Annotated in this window: 14 protein-coding genes; 7 read left to right on the forward strand and 7 right to left on the reverse strand. The window is 66.4% G+C overall.

What is annotated here, in order from left to right; translation table 11 throughout:
- Window positions 1-2: 2 nt before the first annotated feature.
- The 5 genes from ACDH77_RS02160 to ACDH77_RS02180 form a co-directional block, all read right to left on the reverse strand.
- On the reverse strand, window positions 3-1511 hold the full coding sequence (locus tag ACDH77_RS02160) for a dihydrolipoamide acetyltransferase family protein (RefSeq protein ID WP_008575524.1): 1509 nt from the start codon (window positions 1509-1511) through the stop codon (window positions 3-5).
- Window positions 1508-1891, reverse strand: a complete 384-nt coding sequence (locus ACDH77_RS02165; protein WP_008575527.1) for an SH3 domain-containing protein — start codon at window positions 1889-1891, stop codon at window positions 1508-1510. Before ACDH77_RS02165 ends, ACDH77_RS02160 begins: the two co-directional genes overlap by 4 nt.
- Window position 1892: 1 nt before the next feature.
- Complete coding sequence (locus ACDH77_RS02170) at window positions 1893-2963, reverse strand: alpha-ketoacid dehydrogenase subunit beta (protein WP_008575529.1); 1071 nt, start codon at window positions 2961-2963, stop codon at window positions 1893-1895.
- A complete protein-coding gene (pdhA, locus tag ACDH77_RS02175; RefSeq protein WP_008575531.1) occupies window positions 2956-4044 on the reverse strand; it encodes a pyruvate dehydrogenase (acetyl-transferring) E1 component subunit alpha in 1089 nt (362 codons plus the stop codon). The genes ACDH77_RS02170 and pdhA overlap by 8 nt, the downstream gene beginning before the upstream one ends.
- 177 nt (window positions 4045-4221) lie before the next feature.
- Window positions 4222-7803, reverse strand: a complete 3582-nt coding sequence (locus tag ACDH77_RS02180; RefSeq protein ID WP_031420826.1) for a lamin tail domain-containing protein — start codon at window positions 7801-7803, stop codon at window positions 4222-4224.
- Window positions 7804-8243: 440 nt separating this feature from the next.
- On the opposite strand from ACDH77_RS02180, the gene ACDH77_RS02185 reads away from it, so the two are divergent.
- The 3 genes from ACDH77_RS02185 (at window position 8244) to ACDH77_RS02195 (ending at window position 11512) form a co-directional block, all read left to right on the forward strand.
- On the forward strand, window positions 8244-9140 hold the full coding sequence (locus ACDH77_RS02185; RefSeq protein ID WP_008575535.1) for a tryptophan 2,3-dioxygenase: 897 nt from the start codon (window positions 8244-8246) through the stop codon (window positions 9138-9140).
- Window positions 9141-9389: 249 nt separating this feature from the next.
- On the forward strand, window positions 9390-10910 hold the full coding sequence (locus ACDH77_RS02190; RefSeq protein ID WP_011346143.1) for a peptide MFS transporter: 1521 nt from the start codon (window positions 9390-9392) through the stop codon (window positions 10908-10910).
- Window positions 10911-10921: 11 nt separating this feature from the next.
- Window positions 10922-11512, forward strand: coding sequence for a thioredoxin family protein (locus ACDH77_RS02195; protein ID WP_008575538.1), 591 nt, complete (start codon window positions 10922-10924; stop codon window positions 11510-11512).
- Between the two features lie 358 nt (window positions 11513-11870).
- Here ACDH77_RS02195 and ACDH77_RS02200 read toward each other — a convergent pair whose 3' ends face one another.
- Entirely contained in the window at window positions 11871-12359 is a 489-nt protein-coding gene (locus ACDH77_RS02200) for a MarR family winged helix-turn-helix transcriptional regulator (protein ID WP_008575539.1), read from the reverse strand.
- A 122-nt stretch (window positions 12360-12481) separates the two neighbouring features.
- Between ACDH77_RS02200 and hppD the strand changes: the two genes are divergently transcribed.
- From hppD to hmgA, 3 genes are all read left to right on the forward strand, one after another.
- Window positions 12482-13597, forward strand: coding sequence for a 4-hydroxyphenylpyruvate dioxygenase (gene hppD, locus ACDH77_RS02205; protein WP_008575541.1), 1116 nt, complete (start codon window positions 12482-12484; stop codon window positions 13595-13597).
- A gap of 178 nt (window positions 13598-13775) precedes the next feature.
- Window positions 13776-14168: an endonuclease domain-containing protein gene (locus ACDH77_RS02210; RefSeq protein ID WP_046932216.1), complete on the forward strand. Its 393-nt coding sequence runs from the start codon at window positions 13776-13778 to the stop codon at window positions 14166-14168.
- 85 nt (window positions 14169-14253) lie between these two features.
- Window positions 14254-15573 carry a homogentisate 1,2-dioxygenase gene (gene hmgA / locus ACDH77_RS02215; protein ID WP_031420829.1) on the forward strand — a complete coding sequence of 440 codons (1320 nt, stop codon included), beginning with the start codon at window positions 14254-14256 and terminating at the stop codon, window positions 15571-15573.
- 321 nt (window positions 15574-15894) lie between these two features.
- Here the strand turns inward: hmgA and ACDH77_RS02220 are convergent, their stop codons facing one another.
- On the reverse strand, window positions 15895-16446 hold the full coding sequence (locus ACDH77_RS02220; RefSeq protein ID WP_008575544.1) for a hypothetical protein: 552 nt from the start codon (window positions 16444-16446) through the stop codon (window positions 15895-15897).
- A 165-nt stretch (window positions 16447-16611) separates the two neighbouring features.
- Between ACDH77_RS02220 and ACDH77_RS02225 the strand changes: the two genes are divergently transcribed.
- Window positions 16612-17235 carry a lectin gene (locus ACDH77_RS02225; RefSeq protein ID WP_109291335.1) on the forward strand — a complete coding sequence of 208 codons (624 nt, stop codon included), beginning with the start codon at window positions 16612-16614 and terminating at the stop codon, window positions 17233-17235.
- Window positions 17236-17455: the final 220 nt, after the last annotated feature.

The following is a 17455-nucleotide window of genomic DNA, read 5'->3' on the forward strand; positions in this document are numbered from 1 at the left end:
GCTCAGTTGGTCAACGCCAGATCGTCCAGCAAGGCGCGCAGGAAGCGCGCCGCTTCACCGCCGGTGGCGGCGCGGTGATCGAAGGTCAGCGACAGCGGCATCACCTTGTGCGTTTCCACTCCGCCCATCACCGGGGTGAGTTGGTAGCGCGCGCGGCCGGCGGCCACGATCGCCACGCAGGGCGGCACCACCACCGGCGTGGCGTAGCGGCCGGCAAACATGCCGAAGTTGGACAGCGAGATGGTGTAGCCGCTCAGTTCGGACGCGGCGATGCTGCGGCTTTCCACCTGCTGGCGCAGCCGGTTGACGCCTTCGCGAATGCCATGCGCATCCAGCATGTCGGCGTTGCGCAACGCCGGCACGAACAAGCCTTCTTCGGTATCCACGGCAATGCCGATGTCGACTTGGTGGTGCAGGGTGCGGCTGAGTGCGTCGCCGTCGAACCAGGCATTGAGTGCGGGCACCGCCTGGCAGGCGCGCACGATGCCGCGCACCAGACGCACGGTGACATCGTTACCGGGCTGCCAGGCGTGCAGATCGGCATCGTCGTTGAGCGTGGTCGGCACCACCTTGGTGTGTGCATCGGCCATCACACGTGCCATGTTGCGGCGCACGCCCTTGAGTTGCTCGGGTTGGCCCTTGGCGCTGATGCCGGGCGACTGGGTGCGCATCGGCTTGCCGCTGGCCGACAGCGTGGAGCGGGCGTTGCCCTCGTCCGCCCTGCGGGCACCTTCTCCCGCAGGCGGAAGAAGGGGTGCTGTTGCGGGTCGATCCCTGCCGTCGGCAGCGATCCCAGCAGCTCTCCCACCGTCATCGATCGGACCACCTCGCCCGCGGGCAGGAGAGGTCGGCGCGCCGTGCGCGCCGGGTGAGGGCTGCGCGGTACCGGCGGCCGCTGCCTGCTTTACGTCTGCCAGCGTGACCGTGCCGTCCGGGCCGGTAGCGCGCACCTGTGCCAGGTCCACACGCAGCTTGCGCGCCAGCGCGCGCACCACCGGCATGGCGCGCACGCCGCCGACGGTAATGGCCTGCTCGCTCTGCACGGCGTTGGAGCTCTGCATCGCGCCGACCACGGTGCCGGCATCGTCGCGATCGCTGCTGCCATCGCCAGCATCGGCATCGGCAATTTCGCCGCCGTTATCGGAGGCCACCACGCGCGTGGTGTGCCCAGTCGCGCTGTCGCCGGTGCTGGGCGTGGGTGCGTGCGTCGGCGCCGGGCCATGCGAATGGCCGGTGTCCTGGCCGTCGGCGCGTTGCGGCTGCGAGGCATCCAGCGCGAACTGCGCCAGCACCGAGCCGGTCACGATCACATCGCCGGCGGCGCCGGCGAGCTTGACCACGGTCCCGGAAAACGGCGAGGGCACCTCGACCACCGCCTTGGCGGTTTCCATCGACACCAACGGGTCGTCCAGGCGCACGGTGTCGCCCTCCTTGACGAACCATTCCACGATGGTGGCGTCGGGCAGGCCTTCGCCCAGGTCGGGCAGGTGGAAATTCTTGTTGTCGCTCATGGCAGGTTCTCTTGCGCGGCCGGCAGCTGCGGCGTGGTGTCGTCGAGGAGTTCAAGGTCGGCGGCCGGCAGCCAGCCCTGCGTGCCGTCGGCACGTTCGGACCACCACCAGCCACCGTGTTCGTGATGCAGCAACACGTCCTCGCCTGTCTGGGCATCGAGTTCGCGTGCGTCGTAATCGCGCAGGGCTTCGGCCCGGCCGTCCCCCAGCGGGCGCAACCAGGCCAGCGGCGCCCAACCGGCGCGTCCGCTATCGGTCGTGACCCAGGCAAACGCCGGCCATTCTTCGTCGCGCACGCCCACGCCAACCTGCTGGCCTGCCTGGAAGCGGACCGGGTTGGCGTAGGCGGCGCGATGGTCGCAAAGCAGACGGGCGCGCATATCAGCCGGCAGCCACCGCGCGACGTGCCGCGGCGACGATGCGCTCCACGCTCGGCAGGAACTTCATTTCCAGCCGGAACAGCGGGATATGCGTGTCGTAACCGGTGACGCGTTCCACCGGCGCCACCAGGTCGTACATCGACTGTTCGGCCAGGCGCGCGGCGATTTCCGCACCGAAACCGGCGCTGCGCGGGGCTTCCTGCACGATCACGCAGCGGCCGGTCTTGGCCACCGATTCGGCGATGGTGTCGAAGTCCAGCGGGCGCAACGTGGCCACGTCGATAACTTCGGCGCTGATGCCTTCGCCAGCGAGTTTGTCGGCCGCCTCCAGTGCCTCTTTCACCTGCGCGCCCCAGGTCACCAGGGTGACATCGGTGCCGTCGCGCAGCACGAAGCACACATCCAGCGGCAGCGCTTGCCCGTCGTTGGCCACCACTTCCTTGTACTGGCGATAGATGCGCTTGGGCTCCATGTAGATGACCGGATCCGGGTCGCGGATGGCGGCCAGCAGCAGGCCATAGGCGCGCTGCGGCGAGGACGGCAGCACCACGCGCAGGCCCGGTACGTTGGTGAAGATGGCTTCGTTGGCTTCGCTGTGATGTTCCGGCGCGCGGATGCCACCGCCCCACGGCACGCGCAGCACCATCGGGCAATGCAGGCGGCCACGGGTGCGGTTGCGCAGGCGGGCGGCGTGGCAGATCAGATGGTCGACCATCGGATACACGAAGCCGTCGAACTGCGCTTCGGCCACCGGCTTCATGCCTTGCGCGGCCAGCCCGACGCTCAGCCCGGCGATGGTGGTTTCGTCCAGCGGCGTGTCCAGCACGCGGTCGCTGCCGAAGCGTTGCTGCAGGCCGGCGGTGGCACGAAACACGCCACCGTTGACGCCGACATCCTCGCCCAGCACCAGTACCGCGGGGTCGTGTTCCAGCTCCCAGGCTAGCGCCTGGGTGATGGCTTCGATCAGGGTGATGGGCGAACTCATGGCGATCTCTCCGCGCGTTGCCGCAGCGTTGTAGGGGGCACTGGCGTGCTGGGAGGTGTCGGCAGGCACATGGGTGAGCTCATCCATGGCGCGACTCCAGCGCCATCACCTCGGCGCGCTGTGCCAGCAACTCGGCCGGCGGGTCGCCGTAGAGGTAATCGAACATCGCTTCGACCGGCTGCACCGGCGTGTTGAGATAGGCGTTGACCTCTTCGTCCACGCGCGCGCTGCATTCGGCCTTCCAGGCGTCTTCCTGGGCGGCGTCCCACAGGCCTTGCGCGGTGAGGTAGCGGCGCAGGCGCAGCAGCGGTTCGCGCGCCCAGCCCTGCTTGACCTCTTCTTCGCCGCGATAGCGCCGCGCGTCGTCGGCGGTGGTGTGGTCGGACAGGCGATAGGTCAAAAACTCGATCACCGTGCCGCCATCGCCGGCCAGTGCGCGCACGCGTGCCTGACGCATGGCTTCGAGCACGGCAACCAGATCGTTGCCGTCCACCTGCAGGCACTGCAGGCCGCCGGCCAGGCCCTTCTGCGCAAGCGTCTGCGCGCCGGTCTGCGCCGAGCGCGGCACCGAGATCGCCCAGCCGTTGTTGATCACGCACAGGATCAGCGGCAGCTTGTAGGCGCCGGCCGAATTGAGTGCGGCATAGAAGTCGGTCTTGGAGCTGCCACCGTCGCCGCAGCAGGCCACCGCAACCTGCGGTTTGCCCTGCAGCTTGAACGACAGCGCCGAACCGGCCGCGTGCAGGCACTGGGTGGAAATGGGCACGCAGATCGGGAAGTCGATCGCCGCATCGGCATCGCGCGGATAGTCGCTGCCGCGCTCGTCGCCGCCCCAGTACAGCAGCACATCGCGCGGGCGCACGCCGCGTTCGAACATGGTGCCGTATTCGCGGTAGCTGGGCGCGAACACATCGCCGCTGCGCATCGAAGCGCCGATGCCCACATGCGTGGCCTCGTGGCCGATGCAGGCCGCGTAGGTGCCCAGCTTGCCGGTGCGCTGCAAGGCCACCGACTTGGTGTCGAAGGTGCGCACGAACAACATGCGCTTGAACAGGGCGAGCAGTTGTTGCGGGTTGGCGGCGTCGGCCGGAAGGTCGTCGCGGACCCATTGGCCGTCCGCGTCCATGTATTGCAGATAGTCGATCTGGAACTGCGCGGCTACGCTCATTGCGACGACACCTTCATCAAGAAGTTTCAAATGATATGAGTTGCCATGTTAAGGACGGCGAAGCAAAACGCTGTCCTGCACCGCAGCAGACAATCATGCTGGCTTGCACAAAAAAAAGGGCGCGGACCAGGCCGCGCCCTTTGTCGCAGTAGAGAACTGCGACGTGTTGCACTGCGATCAGCGGCGCCCATCACCTCCGCCGATCGGCGTCACGATCAGCGCAGTGTTGTCGGCTGGGTTGGCATCGGGCGAACGCGAGGTGGCCGTGGCCTGCACCCGCACCGCGCCGTCGGCCGGGATGGGCCTGGCAGCGACGGTCAGCTGGAACGTTGCCTGCGCGCCGGGCAGTACCACCGCGGCGGTGCTGCAGACGAAGCGGGCCCGACGCAGCGATTGGGTCTGCTTGTCGCAACGCCAGCCTTGCGGCGGTACCAATTGCGACAACGCCGACACCGTGTTGCCTTCGATCACCAGGCCGGAGCCTTGCGCCGGTGCGGCGCCGACATTGCTCACCAGCACGCGGTAGGTGGCGCTGAAGGCGGTGGTCGGCAGGCTGCTTGGGCCGTCGAAACGTACCGCCAGGTCGCTGCGGGGTTGCGCCTGTACCGTCACGCTGGCCGCATCGGTGTCGTTGCCCGACTGCGGATCGGGGGTTTGCGAAGCCGCCGATGCAGCCAGGGTCAACGTCCGTCCGGCCAATGCCGCACCCGCCTCCACCTGCACCGAGAAGTTCTGCGCGTTACCGGCTGCCAACGCTGCAATGGTGCAGGTGACCACCGTCTGGGTGCCGGTCTGCGGCGGTTGGCACACCCAGCCAGGTGCGGCGGTGACGCGTGGGCTCACTGCGGCATCGAACGCCAAGGCAACCGCAGCGAACGCCGCACTGTCGGGGCCGCGGTTTTCGACGTCCACACTGAAATCGATGCGCTCGCCTTCGGTGACCTGATCGCGCGCAGCAGTGACCGCCACGCCCAGGTCCGCATTGACCTGTTTGGTCATGCGCAACAGCACCACGGTGGGATCGTGATCGGACAGCCGCGTCGGCGTATTGGCATCGTTACGCGCGGTGCCGGGGAAGTCGGCATTGATGCGCGCGTGGCCCACCGACAGCGAGGCGATCTGCGGCGCGCGCATCAGCGCATCGTTGGCCAGGATGTGATCCAGCGACTGCACGTTGCCGTCGAAGGCGTACGAGTAGCTCTGGTCGGGCGTGTTGAACCAGGTCAGGTCGGTGTAATCCGGGTTGACCAGATCGGTGCCATCGCCGCCCACCACGGTCTGCGCATCCGGCGCCGGTTTGCCGGTGACGGTGCCCATCGCATCCACATAGCCGTCGTTGAATTCGAAGGCGTTGAAGTCGCCCATGACCAGCACTTTTTCGTCAGGGTTCAATTGCTGACGCGTCTGCAGCAGGCGCGCCAGATACTCGGCCTGCGCCTGGCGCTTGGCGCGGATGCGCATGCCGGCCGCATCGTCGGTTTCGGCGCCGTTGAGCGAACGCTGATGCACCACGATGGCGGTCAGCGGCAGCACGCGGCCGTCGGCCTGGTGCACGTTGGCGGTGAGCACCAGCGGCGGGCGGTCGTTGAGCAGGCTCACGCCGCCACCCGGCTCGGTCCAGGTGGTGGTCTTGCCTTCCTGAGCGATCGAGAGAACTTCCACGCGCGCCACGCCGCCGGCGATCTGTGCGGTCTTGACCAGGAAACCGACGTCGATGCCGCCCACGTCGTTGCCTTCCTGCAGGTACGCCACGTACTTGGGATCCTGCTGGCCGGCGGCCACCGCATCGGCGTTGACGCGCGCGGCCAGGGTCTGCAGCACGCTGAGGTTTTCCACTTCCACCGTGCCCAGGATGTCGGGCGTGTGCAGGTAGTTGCGGATCGCCAGCGAGGCCTTGTTGAGGCGGGCCTGGAAGGCGGCCGGCGTGAGCACCGGTTCGCCGATCGCCGGGTCGTTCTGGTCGTCGAAGAAGCGCTCCATGTTGTAGGTCGCCACGGCCACGTCGTCGGCCTGCGGTACCGGTGCCGGGCGCGGTTGGTCGGCACCGTTGCAGTTCACCTGCGGGGTGCGTTCCGGGTACAGCGTGTAGCGGCGGAAGCTGTAATCCAGCGGGCCGACGACATCGAGCACCTGGCAGCCGGAGGCCAGATCCAGCCGCTCGGCGCCGACGCCGGCACTGCCGACCGCGATCACTTCGGGATTGGTATTCCAGCGCGGCACGCCGGCAGGCGAGCCGGCCGGCAGCGGGTCGGGCAACTGCACGCCCGGCTCGCGGTAGGCGCGCGGCACGCCGGTGACCACGGCATGGAAGACGCCATTGCTGGTCGCCGTGGCGTTGGTCTCGTTGACGCTGCCGCCGGTGGGGGTATTGACGGTGAGGCTGGCGGCGGCCACGCGCATGCCTTCCAGCGCTTCGAGCTGATCGAAGGCACCGTTGGGGTTGGGGAAGTTCGCGCTCAACGCCACCGGCATCGGCAACGGGTTGCCGGTGGAATCGGCCAGCACGGTCAGGCTGCCGCCGATCTCGGTGAGCGGTGGCTGGGTGGGGTCGGCGGTGGGCACGTATTCGATCACCGTGCCCTGCACGCGCACCCGGTTGCCGATGGCGGCCGCCTCCGGCGGTGCGCTGCCGGTGTAGACGTACACGCCTTCGGAGGTGGACGGGTCGGCGTCGGCTTCGCTATCGGGCGCCTGCAGGAAGAACCCGGCGCTGCGGCGTGCCGTCACGATGCCCGAGGTGGCCACCACCTGGCCCTCCAGCGGCGAGCGCGCCCCCTTGCCCTGGATGGCGTGGATCGGCAACAGGCTGAAGTCGTCGTTGAGGATGGTGCCGGTGGCGCTCAGCGTGGCCGGCAGCGCGCCGGTGAGGCCGCTGATCTGCAGCCGGAAGCTTTCATCCGGCTCCGGCGTGGTGTCGCCCAGGACATCGACGGAAATGGTGGCGCTGCGTTCGCCAGCGGCGATGCGCAGGGTGGTGGCGGGCAGGGCGACATAGTCGCTGCCGGCAGTGGCGGTGCCATCGACGGTGGCGGCGGTGAAGCTCACCCCGCTCGCACCGGCCGGCTGGCTCAGGCTCAGGGTGAACACCAAGCTGCGGGTGCCGGCATTGCCTTCGGCCTGGCTGACATCGGCCAGCGTGGCGACCGGCTGGCCGCCGCCGCTGCACAGGCGCGCGGGGCTGGCGGCATTGCGCGGGGCAGGCGCGCCGGTGGCGAAGTCGGCGGCGTTGGTGTCGGTATCGGTGCAACCGTCGTTGCCGCGCAGCACCGCCAGCGTGTTGCTGGGGGCCGGCGTGGGCGCATTGCCTTCGGCGCAGCTGGCGGTGCTGCCGTAGCCGACCAGATCGGCATTGCCGGTGGGGCAGGTGCCGCTCAACGCGGAGGCGCTATTGCTCAGCGCCACCTTGCCGGCGGTGCCGCTCATGGCCAGCGTGCCGGTGGCATCGGGCGTGGGCAGCGCCACGCTGCCGCCGCTGCCGTCGGCCTGCTTGATCAGGTAATAGCCGCCGGCCGGGACAGTGCCCGCCAGCGGGGTGACCTGCCAGCTGCTGCCGGCCGCGGAGGCGTACTGCACCGACCAGCCGTCCAGGCTGACCGGGGCACTGCCGATGTTGTGCAGCTCGATGAAATCGCTGCGGAGGGTGGCGCCGCTATTGCCGCCACCGCCGTAGACCTGGCTGATGACGACCTGGGCATTGGCGTGGCCGGCCACGGCCAGCGCACACAGAAATACGGCTGCACGACGCTGCAACACATGCATGAGATGAGAGTCCCCTGATCCTTGAGACGTGAAACGCTCCCCTGGTCCGGCCACGTCCCTGGCCGGCAGCGCCGTTCGATTCTGCATGAATTTGCAGACCTAGGTTGACGATATGGTGACAGCGGCGCAGTGGCTGAGACCGCACCGGGCGCCTGCCAAGTGGTTCAAAGCTGAAGGAAGCGGGCTCGACGCTGAGGCCCGGGCGTGCCAATCGTGCATACGGATTTTCTACGAGGCACCTGCGCACGTATCTCGCTGGCCCCGATCCCCTCAGGCAATCCCGCCAGGGCTGCAAGCAGCCAGCCAGGGCCGGGGATAGCCGTGGCCCAATACGCTTCGCCATCCGCCATCCGCCATCCGCCATCCGCCAATCCCGAATCCCGAATCCCGAATCCCGGCCGCTGCGTTACCCTGCGTGGCCCGATCTTCAGCGCGATGCCATGCCCGTCGACAAGAACCTGCGTGACCTGGAACCTGGCATCCACACCGACCTGGAGGGGCGGCTGACCTACGGCGGGTATCTGCGGCTGGATCAACTGCTGTCTGCGCAGCAGCCCCTGTCCGAGCCGGCGCATCATGATGAAATGCTGTTCATCATCCAGCACCAGACCTCCGAGCTGTGGCTGAAGCTGCTGGCGCACGAGTTGCGCGCGGCCATCGTGCATCTGCAGCGCGACGAAGTCTGGCAATGCCGCAAGGTGCTGGCGCGCAGCAAGCAGGTCCTGCGGCAACTGACCGAGCAGTGGTCGGTGCTGGAAACGCTCACCCCGAGCGAGTACATGGGGTTTCGCGACGTGCTGGGGCCGTCGTCGGGCTTCCAGTCGCTGCAATACCGCTACATCGAGTTCCTGCTCGGCAACAAGAACCCGCAGATGCTGCAGGTGTTCGCCTACGACCCGCACGGCCAGGCGCGGCTGCGCGAGGCGCTGGAAGCACCCAGCCTGTACGAGGAGTTCCTGCGCTATCTGGCGCGCTTCGGTCACGCGATTCCGCAGCACTACCAGGCCCGCGACTGGACCGCCGCACACGTGGCCGACGACAGCCTGCGGCCGGTCTTCGAGCGCATCTACGAAAACACCGACCGCTACTGGCGCGAGTACGCGCTGTGCGAGGACCTGGTGGATGTGGAAACCCAGTTCCAGCTGTGGCGCTTCCGCCACATGCGCACGGTGATGCGGGTGATCGGCTTCAAGCGCGGCACCGGCGGCTCCAGCGGCGTCGGCTTCCTGCAGCAGGCGCTGGCGCTGACGTTCTTCCCGGAACTGTTCGACGTGCGCACCTCGGTGGGCGTGGACGGCCGCCCCCCGCAAGGCGCCCCGGACGCCGCGCAGGGCTGAGCAAGGCCAGGCATGCGCAAGGGCAAGGCAAGCGCACGCAAGCGCTTGTGCTTTCGGAACAGGGCCGGCGCGATCTCACGCCGGCCCCTGGTGCCCCAGCACGCGGCCAAATTCCGCCAACTCCACCCACGGCCATCAGGCAGCTGACTCCGGCGAATTTGACGCGTACATGACGTCTAAGTGATCCTCGCGCGTCGCCCGGGCTCGCCTCGGTGCACCCAGCCATCACTGAATACGCAAGGGACCTCTATGAGCGTTGACGCGACCGCGCCGACATCCGCCTCCACACCGCCGCAGCCGCCGGCGCCTCCCGAGTTCCCCACGTTGCTCGGCCACCCCCGGCCGTTGTGGCTGCTGTTCATGACCGAATTCTGGGAACGCTTCGCGTTCTACGGCATTCGCTGGGCGCTGGTGTTGTACATCGTGGCGCAGTTCTTCAATGGCGATGCCACCGGCCAGGCGCCGGCGGGGCGGACCTATGGCGCCTACCTGGCGCTGGTGTACGCGGCGGCGATCTTCGGCGGCTACGTGGCCGACCGCGTGCTCGGTTACCAGCGCTCCATCCTGGTCGGGGCGGCCGTCATGGCGACCGGCCTGTTCCTGATCGCCATTCCCGACCACACCATGTTCGAGATCGGCCTGGCCACCGTGGTGGTCGGCAACGGGCTGTTCAAACCGAACATTTCCACCATGGTCGGCAAGCTGTATTCGGTGGCCGATCCGCGCCGCGACAGCGGCTTCACCATCTTCTACATGGGCATCAACCTGGGCGCGATGATCTCGCCGGTGTTGACCCAGTTGCTGGCCGAAAAGGTGTTCGGCACTGAAGTCATGCCGTCCTACAAGATGGTGTTCATGGCTTCCGGCGTGGGCATGCTGATCAGCCTGGTGTGGTTCTGGTTCGGCCGCGTCCAGCTCAAGGGCATCGGCGCCCCGGCGCCCAACGCGCAGGGCATGGGCCGCGTGCTGATGGTGCTGGTGGGCTGCTTGCTGGCGATTCCGGGCGTGTACTTCCTGCTCGCCGTCGGTGCGGACGTGTTGCAGATCGTGCTGACGGTGCTGTTCATCGGCCTGTCGGTGATGCTGCTGGTGGAAGGCATCCGTGAAGGCAAGGTACAGCGCGACAAGGTGATCGCGATGCTGATCATCTTCGCTTTCAACGTGCTGTTCTGGATGTTCTTCGAACAGGCCGGCAGCTCGTTTACCTTCCTGGCCGACAACATCGTCAACCGCAATTTCGGCAGCTGGACCTTCCCTACCGCCTGGTTCCAGTCGGTGAACTCCATCGCCATCATTGCGCTGGCACCGGTCATCGCGTGGATCTGGGTCAAGTCCGGCCGCTTCAATCCGTCGATTCCGCGCAAGTTCGGCCTGGGCCTGCTGTTCAACGGCCTGGCCTTCCTGCTGCTGATGTTTGCGCTGTCCAGCCTGGTCAACGACGCCGGCAAGATTCCGTTCTGGACCCTGTTCATGGTCTACGTCATCCAGTCGGTCGGCGAGCTGTGCCTGTCGCCGATCGGCCTGTCGATGGTGACCAAGCTGGCCCCGGTACGCCTGGTCGGTTTCGGCATGGGTGGCTGGTTTTTGTCCACCGGCATCGGCAACAACCTGTCGGGCATTTTCGCCGGCCATGTCAGCGGAAACGAAGGCATGAGCGTGTCCTCGGCGCTGGGTGGGTATACGTTCGGGTTCTGGGCGCTGGTGGGCGCCGGCGCGTTGCTGTTCCTGATCGCGCCGCTGATCAATAAATTGATGCATGGTGTGAAGTGAGGAGAACAGCGATGCCGATCAAACCCCTTGTCTGTGGCCTGCTGCTGACCGGTCTGTTGAGCGCCTGCGGGCAGACCAGCAGCCCGCAGGAGGCGCCCAAGCCGTTGGATACCTCGATGCAGAAGCCGCCCAGCGCCGATCCCAGCCAGCCGGTGTCTTCGGGCAACACGCCGACCGCGGCCGACATCGCCGCGGCCGCTGCGCTCAATGCGCAATACGATCCCTCGCGCGATCCGGCGGCCGATCTGGAGACGGCCAAGGTCGAGGCCAAGCGCGGCGGCAAGCGCATCGTGCTCAATGTCGGCAATGCCGCCTGTGAGCCCTGCAAGGCGCTGGACGAGTTGATGGGCGGCGATGCGGAGCTGCGCAGCTTCCGCGACGCGCACTTCGTGGTGGTCAAGGTCAATCGCGATGCAGCCAACGAGAACGCTGCCTTCCTGTCGGCGTTCGCCCAGCTCAACGACGCCCCGTCGCTGCTGGTGCTGGACAGCGACGGCAAGCTGCTGACCACGCAGTCCGGCCCGGAGTTGCGCAAGGGCGAGGGTTTCGACCGCAAGAAGCTGTTCGATTTCCTCAAGCAGTGGGCGCCACCGCAGGCCTGACGTTGCGCGAACGCGTCACACAAAAACCCCCGCATTGCTGCGGGGGTTTTTATTTGCATCGTGCCGATGGCTATCGCCCGGCGCGAACTCAGCCTGTGACTTCCACGCGCGCAGCCCTGGCGCGATGTGATGAGGCCTTGCTGGCGACGGCAGCCACACCGGCATGCGATGCGCTGCGTCAATGCGTGATTTGCGAGCCAGCGAACAGTCGTTTCCGAGCGCGCCGACAATCTATCGAAATCACGCGAGGGCGCCGCGGCACGGCATCCAGGCCAGTGCTGCGCCAGCGCCGATTGCAACCGGATCCGATCCTGTGCGGCGCCAAGGCACCACGCATTGGCTCCCGGCGTAGCGCTGCTCAGTCCTTGCTGGCCATGCGCGGCAGCCCGTCCTTGGCCAGCCGGTCGATCAGCGTTTCCAGGACCTGCTGTTCTTCGGCGCTGAACACCGACATCAGCCGTTGTTCCATCTCGTTGACCAGCGGCGCGACGGTCTCGTAGACCTGCCGCCCGGCCGGCGACAACGCCAGCATCGAGCGGCGGCGATCGTCGCCATGGGTCTCGCGGCGGATGAAGCCGCGCTCCAGCAGGCGCGCCACGGCGCGGCTGACTGCCACCTTGTCCATCGCCGTGCGGTCGGAGACCTCGCTGGCCGAGGAACCCGGATACAGCGCCAGGATCGTGATCACCCGCCACTCGGGAATCGCCATGCCGTAACGATCGCCGTATACCTTGGCGATGTTGCTGCTGATCCGGTTGGACAGCACGCTCAGGCGATACGGCAGGAACTGCTCGAGGTTGAGCAGCACGGGATATTGCGGCGGGTGGGGGCTGTCGAGATCGCTCATGTTGCACTGTGTCTTGATTTTGGTTTCATTTGCAACTACAAACCGAGGGTGGCCTGCGCATTCTCGCGGGTCTTCTGCTACTCCGCATAGCCCTGCGGCCCCCCAAGCGTGGAGAAACGAAGATGAGCGCACAACCGAACACCACCGCAACCCGCCCCGATCCTGGCATGCAGGTCACCACCTTCGACAATCCGATGGGCATCGACGGCTTCGAGTTCGTCGAATTCGCCGCACCGGCCGGCCAGGGGGAACAGCTGCACGATTATTTCCGCAAGATGGGCTTCAGCGCGGTGCTGCGTCACCGCAGCCGCCCCATTACCGTCTATCGCCAGGGCGGGGTCAACTTCCTGCTCAACGAAGATCCCGATTCGTTCGCTGCCGATTTCGCCGCCGCGCACGGCCCCTGCGCCTGCGGCTTTGCCATCCGCTTCCGCACCCCGTCCGAGACCGTGCTGCAGACGGTGCTGGGCAACGGCGGTGAAGCCGTGCAGAACAAGCCCGACACCCGCGCGGTTCCGGCGCCGGTGGTCAAGGGAATCGGCGATTGCATGCTGTACCTGGTGGACCGTTACGGTGAGGCCGGCAGTATCTACGACGCCGATTTCGAGCCGATCGACGGTGCCGACCAGCACCCGGCCGGCTTCGGACTGACCTTCATCGACCACCTGACCCACAACCTGTATTTCGGCAACATGCAGCGCTGGTCGGACTATTACGAGCGCCTGTTCAACTTCCGCGAGATCCGCTATTTCGACATCAAGGGCGCCAAGACCGGCCTGGTGTCCAAGGCGATGACCGCGCCGGACGGCATCGTGCGCATCCCGCTCAACGAATCCTCCGACCCCAAGAGCCAGATCAACGAGTATCTGGACGCGTATCAGGGCGAAGGCATCCAGCACATCGCCTGCTTTACCGACGACATCTACACCAGCGTGGAAAAGATGCGCGCCGCCGGCGTGAGTTTCCTGGATACGCCGGACACGTATTTCGATGTGGTGGACCTGCGCATCCCCGCGCATGGCGAAGATGTCGAACGCCTGCGCCGCAACAAGATCCTGATCGACGCCGACCCCGATACCAAGCAGCGCAAGCTGCTGCAGATCTTCACCACCAACTGCATCGGCCCGATCTTCTTCGAGATCATCCAGCGCAAGGGCAACGAAGGCTTTGGCGAAGGCAATTTCCAGGCGTTGTTCGAAAGCATCGAGCGCGATCAGATCAAGCGCGGGGTGCTTTGAGGGCGGGGATTGGGTATTGGTGATTCGGGATTCGGGATTCGGGATTCGCTTGGAGCAAGACCCTCGAGCGCCACCTCAGCAAGACCAGGCTGTCTGATAAGAAAAGCCCATGAAAACGGACGTGCTTGAAGCCCCTCTCCCCACGGGAGAGGGGTTGGGGTGAGGGTACGGTGGAGCGATGAAAATCAAACCGCCATTGCCTACCGTCACCCGTGCCCACGCCCGTGCATCGCGTCGCCACATGACCGAGGCAGAGCGTGCACTTTGGCGCCGTCCGCGTGGGAATCAGCTCCAAGGCTTCAAGTTCCGAAGGCAGCATCCGATTCCACCGTACATCGCAGACTTTTGTTGCATTGAAGCTAAGGTGATTGTTGAGTTGGACGGATCGCAGCATCAGGCATCCTTCGATCAGGCAAGGACGCGGTGGCTTCAATCGAAAGGCTGGATCGTGCTGCGCTTTTGGAACAACGATGTGCTGCTTTCACTCGATGCTGTGGTTGAGGCGATCTTCACGATAGTCGCGACGCCGTACCCTCACCCCAACCCCTCTCCCGGTGGGAGAGGGGCTTGAACATTGCGTTTCTCTAACATCGCACCTCCCTGCAATCATCGCACCTCCCTGCAACGGTGGTGCCGCAACCAAAGAGCCCACGCCCATGCATGACCAGACTTCCTACATGACCGGCTTCGGCAATGAGTTCGCAACCGAGGCGGTGGCCGGCAGTCTGCCGGTCGGGCAGAACTCACCGCAGCGCGTGGCGCATGGCCTGTACGCCGAGCAGTTGTCCGGCACCGCCTTCACCGCGCCACGCGGCGAGAACCGGCGCAGCTGGCTGTACCGCATTCGTCCGGCAGCGGTGCATGGGCGTTTCTCGCTGATCGAGCAGTCTCGGCTCCACAACGACTTCGGCGGCGGCCCGGTGCCGCCGGATCAGCTGCGCTGGAGTCCGTTGCCGTTGCCGTTGCCGGCCACGCGCACCGATTTCGTCGATGGCCTGTACACCATGGCCGGCAATGGCAGCCCGGAGGCGATGACCGGCGTGGCCGTGCATCTGTATGCGGCCAACGCCTCCATGCGCGATCGTTTCTTCTACGACGCCGACGGCGAGCTGCTGCTGGTGCCGCAGCTTGGCCGGTTGCGGGTCTGCACCGAACTGGGCGTGCTTGAACTGGAGCCGCAACAGATCGGCGTGATACCGCGCGGTGTGCGTTTCCGGGTGGAACTGCTCGATAGTGAAGCGCGTGGCTACGTCTGCGAAAACTTCGGCGGCCTGCTGCGCCTGCCGGACCTGGGGCCGATCGGCGCCAATGGCCTGGCCAATCCGCGCGATTTCCAGACCCCTCGCGCCGCCTTCGAACAACGCGAAGGCAGGTTCGAACTGGTGGCCAAATTCCAGGGCCATCTCTGGCGTGCCGACATCGGTCACTCGCCGCTGGATGTCGTCGCCTGGCACGGCAATTACGCGCCTTATCGTTACGACCTGCGTCGCTTCAACACCATCGGCTCGATCAGTTTCGATCATCCCGATCCCAGCATCTTCACCGTGCTGACCTCGCCCAGCGACACGCACGGGACGGCAAACATGGATTTTGCGATTTTCCCGCCGCGTTGGCTGGTGGCACAGCACACCTTCCGCCCGCCGTGGTTCCATCGCAACGTCGCCAGCGAATTCATGGGCCTGGTGCATGGCGTCTACGATGCCAAGGCCGAAGGCTTCGCGCCCGGTGGCGCCTCGTTGCATAACTGCATGAGCGGGCACGGCCCGGATGCGGCCACCTTCGACAAGGCGTCACAGGCAGATCTCACGCGCCCGGACGTGATCGCCGACACCATGGCCTTCATGTTCGAAACGCGCGCGGTGTTGCGCCCTACGCAGCAGGCATTGAACGCCGCCCATCGGCAAGCCGATTACCAGCAGTGCTGGTCCGGATTGCGCGCTGCGTTTCAACCGCCGACAACGGAAGACGCAACCTAGCGCGTGGTCAAGACCTCGCAAGCAATTGGCAGATGGTGCGGACGATGCTCAGGCACACGGTGCCTGGAGTGGATGACGGCCAGATGCCTGCCCCGAGTACCAGCCGGCTGCACCTGGCGGCTGAGCGGCAGGTTGTCCGACGCTCTCAAGCCGGACTGCAGCTGCTCTGTCAGCGCGCCAGCGATGTGATGCGAGCGGTGGGTGCGCGAGCGCGGCCGTTGCGGTGATGCGGCGCTCGGCTCCAGCCCCTGCGCATGTTGAGCGACTCGGCACGAGCCGGTCGGCGCGCGCTGGCCACCACTGCCAGATCACGCGGATGTATCACGCGGCTTGCAAGGTCTCCGGCAGCAGCTCGCCGATCCGTGTACGGACACGTTCGGCGTAGCTCGCCGAGGTGATCTGCGGCAGCGCGTGCAACGCCTCGGCGATGGTCGTGCGGATCTGATCGTCGTCGCGCGCGGCGTGCAGTTGCCGATGCAGCGCAGCGGCAAGGGCATTGCGTTGCAACTGCAGGATATCGAGCAAATACAGGCGTGCATTGGTCGCTGCACGGCGACGCAGGCGCCGCAGCTCTTCTTCGCTGGGCCCTGCGTCCGGTAGGGCCACGGGTGCTTCGTGCACATCGGGCAGCGCGGCAGTGGCTGCCGTGCGCGTTTGACCCGCAGCACCGCCTGCAGCGGGTCCAAGATCCAGATACCCCATCGCGCACAGGCTCTGCACCAAGCCGGTGCCGTCGCCGCCCAGCAGCATGGCGAGCGTGGCCAGATCGCGCTGGCCGTCGGCCAGGATCAACGCGCGCCGTTGCAGCAGCGTCAGCGGGCTGCGGTGCGATTGCAACGTGGTTAGGGCGAGCTCGGTCTTGCGTGGGATCATGGCGGCGGTCCTGCGAAGCCAATAGCGTGACGCCCGCCAATGAAGCGCCGATGACATGGCGGCGACGGTGTGTGGCCACGCTCTGCACATGGTCGCGATGGTGGCTGTGTACGCTGTACTGCAACTCTAGGAAACGCGCAGATGACATACAGACTATTGGGCCTGATGAGCGCATTGCTCGTACTGACCAGCTGCAACCGCGCCGACCAATCGCCCGCGCCGGCCGCGCCCGCCAACGCCGAGCACGTACCGGTTGCGGCCGCTGACGATCAACCGGCGGCCACTGTCCCGCCGGCCACGGCGCCAGCTGGCACATTTCCTCCGCGCACCCAGCAGGACCCCGCTGCGCTTGCGCGCATGGATGGCTATGGCGACTTGCGCTTTGGGATGGATGCCGGCCAGGCGCGGGCTGCCTGGGGTGGCGATTTGCAGGGCGAGGCGGCACCCGATAATGGCTGTTACCTGCTGCGCCCACGGTGGGCCAGCGATGCGCGTCGCTTGGGCTTCATGTTCGAAGGCGGGCAATTGGTGCGCTTGCAGACCAACGAAGCGAAAGAGACGGCGCCGGGCGGCGGCAAGGTCGGCATGACATTGGCGCAGCTGCATGCGTTGTACCCCGACGGCCTGACCGAGCAGCCGCATAAGTACATTCCAGGCGCGCTGACGCTGCGTCTCCCCGACGCTGCCACGCAGACCGCGCTGGTATTCGAGACCGATGCAGACGGCAAAGTCACCAGCTGGCGCGTGGGCAAGCCGCCGCAGGTGGATTACGTCGAAGGCTGCGGCTGACATGCAAGGTGCGATGGCGGTGTCGTCTTGCGCAGGCGTTTGTATCCTGCGCTAGCGGAGGGTGTGTCATTCCTGCTGCGGCCCATGCGTCGCGCCGGTGGGCGATGGTGGGCGGTCGCAGAATCGCTCTGCGCAACGGTGGCACAGCGCTGCGCGTGGTTGTTGAGTCGCGCCACACTGCAGTTGCATGCCCATCTGTGGTTGGCGAACGCACGAAGTG

This window comes from Xanthomonas axonopodis pv. maculifoliigardeniae (assembly GCF_041519315.1).
GTDB classification, from domain to species: domain Bacteria; phylum Pseudomonadota; class Gammaproteobacteria; order Xanthomonadales; family Xanthomonadaceae; genus Xanthomonas; species Xanthomonas euvesicatoria.